The organism is Sphingomonas parapaucimobilis NBRC 15100 (genome assembly GCF_000787715.1).
Classification (GTDB): Bacteria; Pseudomonadota; Alphaproteobacteria; order Sphingomonadales; family Sphingomonadaceae; genus Sphingomonas; species Sphingomonas parapaucimobilis.
This window is the reverse complement of sequence record NZ_BBPI01000043.1, coordinates 39,408-51,657: the sequence shown is the minus strand read 5'-3', so window position 1 is coordinate 51,657 and position 12,250 is coordinate 39,408. Positions and strand designations below refer to the sequence as shown.

Here is a 12,250-nt window from a genome sequence, read left to right as displayed (position 1 = left end):
TTGCGGCCAGCCCCCTCCCCAAACCCCTCCCCCGTTCCGGAGGAGGGGCTTAAAAGATCGACCATTCCAGGATCGCAGGTTCCTTCGCCGTCACCGTCATGCGCAGGAACCGTGCCTTACCCGGATGGCGCAGGGTGATGGGCGAACCACTCACCCCCGTCTCGGCCGCCACCTCGTGCCAGGTCCGGCCATCGGGCGATGCCTCGACCCGCAAATCCTGCGGCTGGATCGCGAAGGCGGGACGGACCCGGCTTTCCCGTACGTCACGCACCGCGCCCAGATCGGCGGTCAGCACCGGCGGCCTGCCCGCCTCCGGTCGCCAGACGGTCGCGTAATTGTCGTCCCCCGCCAGCGCGTCGACGCCCTTGCCCGTCCAGCGCAGCCCATGGTCGCGATGTGCGGCAAAGGCCGGGATCACCGGATCATGGCTGGGCCGGACCTTCTCGAACGTGCCGTCCGCCCGCACAGTCAGCGGGTCGATCGCCACCTGCCGCAGCACCCGCTCGCTGCCCATCCCGAAGGGCAACGCCTGGCGGTGATAGAGGATGTACGCCTTGCCCTTGTCGGCGAAGATCGCGTGATGGCCGGGGCTGATGACCTGCCGCGCGGCATCGGTTTCCAGCAACGGGCTGTTCGCCGCCTCGGTAAAGGGTCCCATCGGCGACGCGCCGACCGCATAGCGGACCTTGTAGGTGTCCTTGGTCGTGTTGCCGTCGCTATAGGTCAGCAGGTAACGCCCCTTCTCCTTCACCATGAAGGGGCCTTCGAAATAGTTGGCCGGGGTCACGTCACGCGGCGCGCCGTCGAAATGGACCATGTCGGGCTTCAGCTTCACGACGAAGCAATGCCCATTGACCCAGTTCAGCCCCGATCCCCAATAGAGATAGGCCTGGCCGTCATCGTCGACGAACGCCTCGGCGTCGATCATGTGATATTGGGGCGCAAAGTCGCGGGCGATCAGCGGCTTGCCGCCATTGGCATCGGCCCATGGTCCCGCCGGTGACGGGGCGGAGCCGACCCATACCTCGCTGCCGACCGAGACATACATATACCAGCGGCCGTTGGGCGCCTTGACCACCGAGGGCGCCCAGACCTTGGCATCGCCCGAGGTCGGGCTGGTTGCGGCCTGCTTGGTCGGCCAGTTGGGCTGCGAGAAGGTCCAGTCGCGGCCATTGTCCGAGGTCCACAGCCCCAGACGGTCATCCCCCCATGGATCGACCGTGGCGAAGATGTACCAATGCCCCCCGTCGCGCACGATGGAGGGGTCGGCGAAATAGCCCGGAAGCAGGGGGTTGCCCGCCCCCGGACTATTCCACAAAACCTCGCGCCGGGGTGCGGCGGACCCCGCCGCCCCGGTCAGAAGGACGGCGGCGAGCAGCGCCCCGGCGCGGGCCTTCATCAGCGCAGATCCAGCATGACGACCGACTTGGCGGGCACCTGCACGGTCAGCACGCCACCCGACAGCGTCGCACCGTTGAACGGCTGCGGCGCGACCTGGTTCGGCGCGTCGAAGCTGTTGTGCGCATCCATCGTCGCGCCGGTCAGGACACGGCCCGACACCTGCGCCGCGGTCACGCCGTCCAGCTTGACCGAGACGGTCGCGGGCTGGCTGGGATCGACATTGGTCAGGCCGACATGCACCACGCCCGCCTTGTCGCGAACGGCCGAGGCGCTGACCGCCTTCATCACCCACTGGTTCTTGTTGTACCAGCGCGACTGGACATCGACCGGCAGGACGGTCGCGTCCTGATAGTCCTTGTACATGTCGAACACCCAATAGGTCGGTGTCTTCACCATGCGCGCCCCGTCGGTCAGGATCATCGCCTGGAGGACGTTGATCATCTGGGCGATATTGGCGCCGCGCACGCGGTCGGCGTGACGGGCGAAGATGTCGAGGTTCAGGCTGGTCACCACCGCGTCGCGAAGCGAGTTCTGCTGGTACAGGAAGCCCGGATTGGTGCCGGGTTCGACATCATACCAGGTGCCCCATTCGTCGACGAGCAGCGCGACCCGCTTGTTCGGATCATATTTGTCCATGATCGCCGAGTGACGGGTGAGCAGCTCCTCCATCTTCAGCGTCTTGGACAGGGTGCGCGCCCAGCTTTCCTCGTCGAAGCCGGTGGCCGCGCCCTTGTGCGACCAGTCGCCGGGGATGGTGTAATAATGCACACCGATGCCGTCGAATGCGCCACCCGCATCGCGCATCATCACTTCGGTCCAGTTGTAATCGTCGCTGTTCGCACCGCTGGCGATCTTCATCAGCTTTTCGCCCGCCGGGACCTTCAGGAAGGTCGAATAGCGACGCGTCACGTCGGCGGCATATTCGGGACGCATATTGCCGCCGCAGCCCCACAGCTCGTTGCCGATGCCGAACATGGCCAGCTTCCACGGTTTGTCGCGACCGTTCTTGCGACGCTCCTCGGCATAGGTCGATTTGGCCGGGAAGGTCATATATTCGACCCACTCGGCCATTTCGGACGGCGAGGCCGAACCGACATTGCCCGAGACATAGGCCTCGGCGCCGACCATCTCGCTGTAATTCATGAATTCATGCGTGCCGAAGCTGTTGTCCTCGGTCACACCGCCCCAATTGGTGTTGACCTTGGTCAGGCGCTTGGCCTGCGGGCCGATGCCTTCGCGCCAGTGATATTCATCGGCATAGCAGCCGCCCGGCCAGCGGATCACCGGCACCCGGATCGCCTTCAGCGCGTCGAGCACGTCGCGGCGATAACCGTTGACGTTGGGGATCTTGCTGCCCTTGCCGACCCAGATACCACCATAGATGCCGGTGCCCAGATGCTCGGCGAACTGGCCGAACAGGCGACGGTTATAGACGGGACCCGGACGGTCGGCATGCACCTCGACCTGCTCGCTCGTGGCGGGCGCCGTTTGCGCCATCGCGGTCCCCGCAAACAGCGTCGCCGCCGCCGCGATCAGAAATTTCGTTGCCCTTTTCATGGATTCTCCTCTGCCCGATGCGGCATGATGGCTTATTGTCCGAGTAAAGAACAGCCCTATTGCGGCTCCGTCGCACGGGCGGGCTTCGCTTTTTCGGGACTCGTGCCGTCGCCGGTAAAGGGCTCCAGCCGGAAGGCGATACGGGTCGGCTCCAGCGTGGTGCGGTACTTCATGTGCGGCTGGCCGACATGGCTCCAGGTCGTATCGCCGCCCACACCCCACTCAGCGGCATCGACGATCAGCGTCGTCTCGCCATGCGGCACGATATCGGTCGATTTCCAGGTGCCCGGCGCACGGCGATAGAGGTCGCCATAGGGGAAGGCGAGCGCCTGCATCATCAACGGCCTGGGCGCACGGACCCGCAGGCCAGCCCCCTCGCCCGACAGTTCCATCCAGCGGACATCGACCTTGTTGCCGGTGTCCTGCGGCCGCATGTAATCGTGATTCTGCTCGGCGATTGCCCCGCGCCACAGCCCGATCGCGGCGGATGATTTGCGGTCGACATAGCTTTCATGCGGACCCCGGCCATACCATTCGACCGTCTTCACCGTGGTCGGCATGGTGTACCACAGGCCGATGCGGACCGGCGGCGGCAAGTCGGCCTTCAGCGGTACGAACTGGCCGTCGACATCGACCGCACCATTGCCCGCCATCGTGTAGCGGGTGACGAAGCGCGCCGCGCCCGCCCCCATCTCGTGGTCGACGGTCACGCTCTGGTCGGGACCGATCGATACACTCCGCACCTGATAGCGTCCGTTCATCGTGAACCAGGCCGATTGCTGGGCGACGGTGCCATTGGCGGTGTCGTTGTCGGTCTCGGCCCGAACGAAATTGGGCTGGCCGCCCTTGGCCAGTATACGCCCCGCCGCCGCATAGCGCGTGACCAGCCCGGTCTTGCGGTCGATGACCAGTTCCGCGCCGTTCGCCGACAAGGTGACGCTGTCGGCGCTATCGGCGACCGCAACCTGCCCCCTGGCCGCCACCGGCATGGCGGGTCCGTCGCTGAGCGCGAACTGCTCCCAACCGACCACGTAATTGGCCGGAACCGCACGGATCGTGCCGTCCTTGGCATGGGCGCGAACGGTCAGCAGATATTCCGCCCCCGCCTCGCGCGCGAATTTCGGGGCAAGCGCCACCGTCTGCACCTGTCCGGCCGCCGTCGTCAGCGCGGGGAGTTGCCCGCTCGCCACCGCGACGCCGTTCTTCTCCACAACCCAGTCGAAGGTAAAACCCGACAGATCGATAAAGTCATGACGATTATGTACAGTCAGCTGCCCGGTCTTCGCATCGTAACCGTCGAAGCGGATCGGCGACTGCACCTTCTGCACTTCATAGAGTTGCGGATTGGGCGTCCGGTCGGGCTGGTTCAGCCCGTCGCCGAACTCGATATCGCCGCCCGGATTGGGGCCGTACTCGCCGCCATCGCCCCAATAGCGCCGCCCGTCCTTAGCATAGCGGTACATGGACTGGTCGACCCAGTCCCAGATGAAGCCGCCCTGCAGCTTGCGGTGGGCATAGATGGTGTCCCAGTAATCCTTGAAATTGCCGCCCGAATTGCCCTGCATATGGGCATATTCGCACTGGATCATTGGCTGGGTGCGCGTCGGGTCCTCGGCCCAGTCGACCATCTTCTCGATATCATCATACATGGGCGCGTAGATATCGACGTAATTGTTCGGCTGGTGGCTCCAGTCGAGCGTGCCCCAGCCGAGATAGGAGATCAGCCGCGCCGGGTCGCGCCGCCGGATGGCCGCCGCCGCCTTCTCGAAATTCGGGCCGATCCCGGCCTCGTTGCCCAGCGACCAGAAGATGATCGACGGGTGGTTCTTGTCCCGCTCGACCATGTTCATCACGCGGGAGACGTGGGCGCTTTCCCAGGCGGGGTCGAAGCCGATCTGATACTTGCCCCGCTGATCGCCGTGGCGGTTGCCCTGCTCCATATAGGCGTGGCTCTCGATATTGGCCTCGTCCATCAGGTAGAAGCCGTACTCGTCGGCCAGCGCCAGGAAGCGCGGGTCGTTGGGGTAGTGCGAGGTGCGGATGGCGTTGAAGTTGTTGCGCTTCATCAGCTCCAGATCGCGGCGCATCGATGCCTCGGAGATGACGTGGAAGGTTTCCGGGTCATGCTCATGCCGATTGACGCCGCGGATCATGATGCGGCGGCCATTGACCATGACCTGCCCGCCCTTGATCTCGACGGTGCGGAAACCGATCCGCTGCGGCGTGGCCTGCACCACCTGGCCGTTCGGATCGACCAGTTCGACCAGCAGCGTGTAGAGATGCGGCGTCTCCGCCGACCAGCTCCGCACACCCGGCACCACCGCCTCCAGCCTGGCCGAGGTCGCGCCCTGGGCCAGTGCAACCTGCTGCGTCACCACCGCCCGCTCGCCATCGAGCAGCGTCATCCGCGCGGTCATCGCCTGGGGCAGCGCGGGCAGCGTCAGTTCGGTCGACAGCGTGCCGTCGCGGTAATTCCTGTCGAGGCCCGCATGGACGAACAGGTCGTCGATCCGCGCCTTCGGCACCGCCCGCAGGTACACCGAACGCTCGATCCCCGAGACGCGCCAGAAATCCTGATCCTCCAGATAGCTGCCGTCCGACCAGCGATGGACGCGGATCGCCACGACATTGCGGCCGGGCTTCAGGAACCGGGTGACGTCATATTCGGTGGGAAGCTTGGAGTCCTCCGAATAGCCGGCCTCCTGCCCATTGACCCACAGCCGGTACGCCGATCCCGCCGCGCCGATCTGAAGGATCACATCCTGCCCGCGCCACCCGTCGGGCAGGGTGAAGTCGCGGCGATAGGAGCCCGTCTCGTTATCGTCATGCGGCACCAGCGGCCGGTTGGCGGGGAAGGGATAGGTGATGTTGTTGTATTTGGGCTGGCCGTATCCCTCGGCCTGCCACATGGCGGGGACCTTGATGGTCTTCCACTTCGACACGTCGTAATCCGGCCGCTCGAACCCCTTGGGCGCGCCGTCGACCGAGGGGGAGAAGGCGAAGGACCAATCGCCGTCGAGGCTCATGAAGCGGCTGGACCGGGCGCGGTCCCCGGCCAGTGCCAGCGCGCGGCTTTCATAGGGAAAGGCGGTGGCGCTGGCGGGGCGGGTGCCGCGTGCGTTGACGGCGGGGTTTTCCCAATCGGGTCGGCTGGGATCGACCTGGACGGCGGCGACCTGCGGGCCGTTTTGCGCAAAAGCCGGGCTCGCCAGAGCCACCACGGCCGTACCGGCCGCCAAACGCCAATTCATCGCACTCCCCTTTGTTGATACACGATTCCCTGACCGGATCGCGCCTGTATTTGTCTGATTTTTATGACGGCTTTGTCAGGACGACAAGGGAAAAGGGCGTCTGTGCGGCCAGCTTATGCGCGAACCCGGCAGAGGTTGACGGACCCGCCGCGCCCCCGGCTATAGTCTGACGTTTGATGGGATATGCGCGGGGAGACGCCAGGGTGAAGAACGGGACGATCCATCGCAAAAGTCAAATGGCGGCCCTCGCGCTGGCGCTGATCCTCGGTTCGGGCACGGCGCAGGCGCAGGTCGCACCGCCCGCCGCCGACCGACCCGTACCCGTGACCCTGCGGCCCGCGATCGACCGCCCGTCGACCGTCTTCGAGGGCTGGGGCACCGCGCTTGCCTGGTTCGCGCATGTCACGGGCGGCTGGCCCGAGGCGGAGCGGACGCGGCTGGCCGATCTGTTCTACGGGCCGCAGGGACTGGGCTGGACCATCGCGCGCTACAATATCGGCGGCGGCAATGCGGCCGACACCCCGCCCTATATGAAGGTCGGGCGCGCGGTGCCGGGCTTCTGGCGGCAACCGGCGGGGGTGACGGGCGAGGACTGGTGGCGCGCCGACGATCCCGCCATGTGGGACTGGGGCCAGGACGCCAACCAGCGCTGGTGGCTGGACGCGATCACCGCCCGTGTGAAGCAGCCGATCTTCGAGGCCTTCTCCAACTCGCCGCCCTGGTTCATGACGGTCAGCGGCCGGGTGTCGGGCGCGGAAAAAGGCACCGACGACAATCTACGCCCCGGACAGGAATCCGCCTTCGCCACCTATCTGGTGCGCGTCACCGACGAATTGCAGCGGCGGCATCACCTGACCTTCCGCACCCTGTCGCCGGTCAATGAGCCCAACACAAACTACTGGTTCGCCGCCAACACCCAGGAAGGCGCGCATTGGAGCCCTGCCCGCCAGGCCCGGATGATCGACGCCACCGCCGCCGCCTTGAAGGCCACGCGCCTGTCCACCGTCATCGCCGCGCCTGATGAGACCGCCTCGCACCTGTTCGTGGCGGACTGGGCCGCCTATCCCCCCGTCACTCGCGCGGCGATCGGGCAGCTCAACGTCCACAGCTATGGCACCGTTCACCAGACCGCCGTGCGCGACATCGCCCGCGCCTCGGGCATCCGGTTGTGGATGAGCGAGAACGACACGCCGCTGTCGGGCGACCCGGAGGACCTGACCGGCATGGCAACACCCTTGGCCTTTGCCGAGCATGTCGTCGGCGATCTCAAGCGGCTGGAGCCCGCCGCCTGGGTCTTCTGGCAGGCGGTCGAGGATCTCAGCACTCGCAAGGGTGAGAAGGGGTCGAACTGGGGCATCGTCAAGGCCGACCTGATGGGCGCGGCGGACCAGCCCCATGCGATCCATGTCACGGGCAAATACTGGGCGATGGCGCAGTTCAGCCGCTATATCCGGCCGGGCGACCGGCTGGTGCCGGTGGATGACATGGATACGGTCGGCGCGCTGTCACCCGACGGACGGCGGCTGGTGCTGGTCCATGTCAATCCGGGCCTGTCGCCCAGGCCGCTGAACGTGGTGGTGCCGGGGCGCTGGCAACGGCGGATGATCGCGACCGATGCTGTGCATAAGTCCGTGGATATCCCCGGTGATATCGCGCCGCCACAGTCGGTGGTGACGTTGGTATTGACGCGGTAAGGGTGGGACGTGGCCTTCGACTTCGCTCAGGCTGAACGGAGGTTGGGCGGGGACTTGGTACTAGAGTCGAAAACGATCAACTCTGCTCACCTCTCCCCTTCAGGGGAGGGGCCGGGGGTGGGGCGCTTCCGCAAGCGAAACGCCCAGGGCGATGCCCCACCCCAACCCCTCCCCTGAAGGGAAAACCGTGCAATGCTGATCGCTTTCAACTTTAAGAACCGTTCCGCCTGAGCGAAGTCGAAGGCCATGGGAAAACCTCTCCACAACCCGGTTAGATTGCGCGTTCGAGCCCTGCCGGGCCTACCCCCCTCACATCGCCGCATCCGGATCGGTCAGCCCGATCATCCGCCGCCCGGCCCGCCGCGCGAAATTCAATGTCGCCTTCTTCCGCACATGCGCGGGCAGCGCCACGCTATGCGCCTCGCGCACGATTGCCGCGTCGTAACGATCGGCGACGATGATCCCCGTCCGCTCGGGCAGGAACGCCGCGCTTTCCAGCGGCGACCAGTCGAACCCGGCGGGCACCGCCCAGTAGAAGCGATCGCAATGCGCGAGATAATCGGGCCACTTCCCGTCGCCCAGCATGTCGGCGCGCGACACCTTGATCTCGACAACGACGACATTCCCCCGCGCGTCGAGCGCCATCAGGTCGGCGCGGCGCCCGCCCTCCAGCGGGACTTCGGGAATGGTGATCAGGTCGTGGCGGAGCAGCATCCGGGTCACGCCGCGCGCGACATCGGCGGCGCAGAGCGGGGATAGCGGATCGTCGACGCACGAAGCGGGCGGCATGTCCAACATGCCACCCGCTTAGAACATTTGATGAACAAATGCAAAAGCCCCGAACCGGGGCCTGGAAATATCAACGATAGAAGATGTGGTTGCCGATCGCGGCGACCTTCTGCACCCGCACGCCCGGACGGTTGCCGGGGGTGTTGAAGTACAGCGCCTTGCCCGCGGTGCTGTCCCATGCCTGGGCCAGCGCGACCTTGGCGACGGCGACGGCGGTGCGATAGGCGCTGCGCGACGGGCTGACCGAAGGGATTTCGCCGCCACGCACGAAGCTGAACTGGCCACGCTGCTTGATGACGTTGCAAACGTCGGTCGGGAAACGGCCCGACTTGGTGCGGTTCAGGATGACCTGCGCCACGGCGAGCTGGCCCGCCAGCGGTTCGCCGCGACCTTCGAAATAGATGGCACCGGCCAGACAGCGGAGCTCTTCGCTCGACGCGATCTCGTCCTGATCGGCCACGGCGTCGGCCAGCGAGTCATAGTCGCCGTCCTCATCGCCTTCGGAAACCGGGGCGGCAACCTGGGAAAAATCGGGGAGCGCGGACATGGTGGCCCGGGCGCTCTGGGGAACCATCGCAACATCGGCGACGTTGATCCCGGAAACAGTCATCGCACTGACTGGAGTGGCAGCAACACCGGCAACGTTGGTCGCGAGGCTGGGGGTGCTGGTGGCGAGAAGACCCGCCAGGGATAGAGCCATGGCAGCGGATGCCGCGACTCGCTTGAAAACGGTCATTCACTCGAACAGACATGCGGTTGGATCACGGACCCGAGCATTGCCCAAGGGCGCTCGTCCGGGCTTCCCCCCGACTGCGTAACCCACCGGATCGCACCCGATAAGCACAACGCGAAACTACGATGGCGCGCTCGTGGCCGATCCGGCCGGGTTCGTCAATGTTGCAGGATCGTTTCAGCGGTGAACCGTTCCGCCGCAGCGCCATCCAGTTCCACGACCCACAGATCGGGATCGCGCGCCCGCCGACGCTGCCAATAGCTTAAAATATCGTTTGCAGGCGTCGATTCGATCAGCACCGTTTTGCCGTCGGGACCCAGCCCACGCTCCAATACCCGTTCGCGTCGATGAGAGGTGATGGGATCGGCATCGATCACGATCACCAATATGCCCCCGCCCTGCGGATCGCCCTTGGCCAGCACCATGCCCATGCCGCCGCTGTCGTTCATCCGGCGCAACAGGGCCGTGACCAGCATTCCGCTCGGCAGGCGACCGTCCATCGCGCTCAGGCCGTCCGATAGCCGGGCAGGCCCGCCAGCGCGATCTGCGAGCGCATGAAGGTGCCGGTGCCGCGCGCCACCTCCTCGCCACTGGCGTCGATCAGCCGCGCATCGGCGACGAACACCCGTCGCCGCCCGCTGACCCAGCGCCCCTCGGCCACCACCTCCCCCGCCTTCATCGGGCGGGTGAGCAGCAGGTTGAACTGCGTCGTCAGCAGGAAACGGTCGGTGACCAGGCTGTTGCAGGCATAAAAGGCCGCATCGTCGAGCATCTTGAAATAGCTCGTGCCGTGCGCCGCGCCCGCGGCGTGATAATGCCGCTCGTCCACCCGGAAGCGGATGCGCGCGACGCCCGGTTCGGCAATCTCCAGCATGGAATCGAACAGGCGGTTGATCGGCGCTGCGGCATAGAGCGTCTCCAGCGCCCGGAAGTGCGCGGCCTCACCCTCAGGCCGCGGCGTCACGCGCCTCGTCCTGGGTCAGCAGCGCCCAGATCGCGTCGGGCGACCCCGCCCCGCGCAGCTTGGCGACGAAGCCCTTGTCGCGCAGCCGCCGCGAAATCCGGGCCAGCGCCTTCAAATGCGCCGATCCCGCATCGGCGGGCGAGAACATCGCAAAGACCAGATCGACCGGCATGTCGTCGACCGCCTGGAAATCGACCGGCTGCGCCAGACGCGCAAAGACACCGACGATCTGGGTCAGCCCCGCCACCTTGCCATGCGGAATGGCGACACCCCCACCGAAACCGGTCGATCCCAGCTTCTCGCGTTCGAGCAGCACATCGGCCAGCAGCTTGGCATCCCGCCCCGCCGGTCCGGCGGCAGCCGCCGCCAGCGCCTGGAACAGGGTCTTCTTGTTGGCGGCGCTGACGCCCGCCAGCACCGTATCGTGGCGCAACAGATCGCTGAAGTCGTTCATGGTCCCGTCCGGTGCGCCCCCGCGCGGCCCGCCTATTAACGGGCCACGCGGAAGAACGATAGAGCTTATCCGGCCGTGCCGCCGCGCTGCGGTTCGACCCAGCCGATGGTTCCGTCACCCCGGCGATAGACCATGTTGTACGACCCGGTGCCCGAATTCTTGAACAACAGGGCCGCAGTATTGCGCAGATCGAGCATCATGACCGCATCCGACACACTCGCATCGGGAATATCGACGCGGGTTTCGGCGATGATCAGGGGCGCGTCGCCCGCCTCGTCCTCATCGACCTGTTCGGCGAACAAGGTATAGCCCGCATCATAGGCCCCGGCCTCGGCCAGTTCGATCGCCTGGCCCTGGTTCCGGTCCTTCAGGCGGCGCGAATAGCGGCGCAGCTGCTTTTCGATCTTGGTCGCCGCGCCGTCAAAGGCTAGATGCGCGTCCTGGGCATCGTGACGGCCCTTCAGCACCAGACCACGCGTGACGTGCATCACGATATCGCATTTGAAGCCGACGTCATGCGGCCCCTTGCCGAACGTCACCTCGGACGAGATGGCGCGGGCGAAATATTTCTCGGCGATACCCTGAAGCCGGTCCGTCACATGGGTCCGCAGCGCGTCGCCCGTTTCGACCTGATGACCAGAAATCCGGATATCCATCGTCTTCTCCTTGATGCACTCTGATGGGACGGTCCTTTTGGCCTGTCCCGTGGCGTCAACCGGACGCCTCGGCCCCCCAAACCGGATCTTTTATATCCTTTAGAAACGCCGCATGGGCGGCAAGTTCCGCCTCGCTGGGCCGGAAGGTGCGCGGCGGGCGGACTTTGGCGGGCGTGCGGGCGACGATCACCGGCCCGCTGTCCGCCGCCGTCTCGGCGAGCAGGCCCAGGCCGATCTGCCGCCCGCCCATCAGCTCGACATAGACCTGCGCCAGCAGCTGCGCGTCGAGCAACGCGCCGTGCAGCACACGGTGCGAGCGGTCGATACCATAGCGCGAGCAGAGCGCATCGAGCGTGTGCTTGGCGCCGGGATGCTTGCTGCGCGCGATCGCCAGCGTGTCGACCATCCGCGTCTTTTCACAGACCGGCGGAAAGCCCAGCGCGCCCAGCTCGCCGTTGATGAAGCCGAAGTCGAAGGTCGCGTTATGCGCGATCAGCGGTGCGTCGCCGATGAAGTCGAGGAATTCGGCAACCCCGGCGGCAAAGACGGGCTTGTCCTTCAGGAAGGCGTCGGACAGCCCGTGGACCGCCTGCGCCTCGGCTGGCATCGCGCGTTCGGGATTGAAATAGGCGTGATAGGTGCGGCCGGTTTCGACCCGGTTGACCAGTTCGACACAGCCGATTTCGACCAGCCGGTCGCCTTCCGAAAATTTGAACCCTGTCGTTTCGGTGTCGAAAACGATCTCTCTCAT

Annotated in this window: 11 protein-coding genes; 1 reads left to right on the top strand and 10 read right to left on the bottom strand. The window is 65.8% G+C overall.

What is annotated here, in order from left to right; all coding sequences use genetic code 11:
- Window positions 1-49 precede the first annotated feature (49 nt).
- From SP5_RS08515 to SP5_RS08505, 3 genes are read right to left on the bottom strand one after another with little or no spacing between them, the layout of a single operon-like run.
- Entirely contained in the window at window positions 50-1,399 is a 1,350-nt protein-coding gene (locus tag SP5_RS08515) for a family 43 glycosylhydrolase (protein ID WP_042486952.1), read from the bottom strand.
- Window positions 1,399-2,958, bottom strand: coding sequence for an alpha-N-arabinofuranosidase (locus SP5_RS08510; RefSeq protein WP_042486951.1), 1,560 nt, complete (start codon window positions 2,956-2,958; stop codon window positions 1,399-1,401). Before SP5_RS08510 ends, SP5_RS08515 begins: the two co-directional genes overlap by 1 nt.
- A 56-nt stretch (window positions 2,959-3,014) precedes the next feature.
- Complete coding sequence (locus SP5_RS08505; protein ID WP_042486950.1) at window positions 3,015-6,209, bottom strand: glycoside hydrolase family 2 TIM barrel-domain containing protein; 3,195 nt, start codon at window positions 6,207-6,209, stop codon at window positions 3,015-3,017.
- Window positions 6,210-6,445: 236 nt separating this feature from the next.
- On the opposite strand from SP5_RS08505, the gene SP5_RS08500 reads away from it, so the two are divergent.
- Window positions 6,446-7,903, top strand: a complete 1,458-nt coding sequence (locus tag SP5_RS08500; protein ID WP_042486949.1) for a glycoside hydrolase — start codon at window positions 6,446-6,448, stop codon at window positions 7,901-7,903.
- A gap of 309 nt (window positions 7,904-8,212) precedes the next feature.
- Here SP5_RS08500 and SP5_RS08495 read toward each other — a convergent pair whose 3' ends face one another.
- The 7 genes from SP5_RS08495 to dnaQ form a co-directional block, all read right to left on the bottom strand.
- The gene (locus tag SP5_RS08495) at window positions 8,213-8,701 is read right to left on the bottom strand and encodes an MmcB family DNA repair protein (RefSeq protein ID WP_042486948.1); all 489 of its coding nucleotides are present in this window, start codon (window positions 8,699-8,701) and stop codon (window positions 8,213-8,215) included.
- A gap of 61 nt (window positions 8,702-8,762) precedes the next feature.
- The gene (locus tag SP5_RS08490) at window positions 8,763-9,392 is read right to left on the bottom strand and encodes a cell wall hydrolase (RefSeq protein WP_084220618.1); all 630 of its coding nucleotides are present in this window, start codon (window positions 9,390-9,392) and stop codon (window positions 8,763-8,765) included.
- A gap of 191 nt (window positions 9,393-9,583) precedes the next feature.
- A complete protein-coding gene (locus SP5_RS08485) occupies window positions 9,584-9,925 on the bottom strand; it encodes a DUF1491 family protein (protein ID WP_042486944.1) in 342 nt (113 codons plus the stop codon).
- Between the two features lie 5 nt (window positions 9,926-9,930).
- Window positions 9,931-10,389: a PaaI family thioesterase gene (locus SP5_RS08480; RefSeq protein WP_042486942.1), complete on the bottom strand. Its 459-nt coding sequence runs from the start codon at window positions 10,387-10,389 to the stop codon at window positions 9,931-9,933.
- Window positions 10,373-10,843, bottom strand: a complete 471-nt coding sequence (locus SP5_RS08475) for a PTS sugar transporter subunit IIA (protein ID WP_042486941.1) — start codon at window positions 10,841-10,843, stop codon at window positions 10,373-10,375. Before SP5_RS08475 ends, SP5_RS08480 begins: the two co-directional genes overlap by 17 nt.
- A 65-nt stretch (window positions 10,844-10,908) precedes the next feature.
- Window positions 10,909-11,499, bottom strand: coding sequence for a ribosome hibernation-promoting factor, HPF/YfiA family (gene hpf, locus SP5_RS08470; RefSeq protein ID WP_042486939.1), 591 nt, complete (start codon window positions 11,497-11,499; stop codon window positions 10,909-10,911).
- A gap of 55 nt (window positions 11,500-11,554) precedes the next feature.
- A complete protein-coding gene (gene dnaQ, locus SP5_RS08465) occupies window positions 11,555-12,250 on the bottom strand; it encodes a DNA polymerase III subunit epsilon (RefSeq protein ID WP_042486937.1) in 696 nt (231 codons plus the stop codon).

What these genes read in the sequence shown, in the direction of transcription:
- SP5_RS08515 (WP_042486952.1), bottom strand. Translation starts at nt 1,399, where the DNA reads ATGAAGGCCCGCGCCGGGGCGCTGCTCGCCGCCGTCCTTCTGACCGGG.
- SP5_RS08510 (WP_042486951.1), bottom strand. Translation starts at nt 2,958, where the DNA reads ATGAAAAGGGCAACGAAATTTCTGATCGCGGCGGCGGCGACGCTGTTT.
- SP5_RS08505 (WP_042486950.1), bottom strand. Translation starts at nt 6,209, where the DNA reads ATGAATTGGCGTTTGGCGGCCGGTACGGCCGTGGTGGCTCTGGCGAGC.
- SP5_RS08500 (WP_042486949.1), top strand. Translation starts at nt 6,446, where the DNA reads ATGGCGGCCCTCGCGCTGGCGCTGATCCTCGGTTCGGGCACGGCGCAG.
- SP5_RS08495 (WP_042486948.1), bottom strand. Translation starts at nt 8,701, where the DNA reads ATGTTGGACATGCCGCCCGCTTCGTGCGTCGACGATCCGCTATCCCCG.
- SP5_RS08490 (WP_084220618.1), bottom strand. Translation starts at nt 9,392, where the DNA reads ATGGCTCTATCCCTGGCGGGTCTTCTCGCCACCAGCACCCCCAGCCTC.
- SP5_RS08485 (WP_042486944.1), bottom strand. Translation starts at nt 9,925, where the DNA reads ATGGACGGTCGCCTGCCGAGCGGAATGCTGGTCACGGCCCTGTTGCGC.
- SP5_RS08475 (WP_042486941.1), bottom strand. Translation starts at nt 10,843, where the DNA reads ATGAACGACTTCAGCGATCTGTTGCGCCACGATACGGTGCTGGCGGGC.
- hpf (WP_042486939.1), bottom strand. Translation starts at nt 11,499, where the DNA reads ATGGATATCCGGATTTCTGGTCATCAGGTCGAAACGGGCGACGCGCTG.
- dnaQ (WP_042486937.1), bottom strand. Translation starts at nt 12,250, where the DNA reads ATGAGAGAGATCGTTTTCGACACCGAAACGACAGGGTTCAAATTTTCG.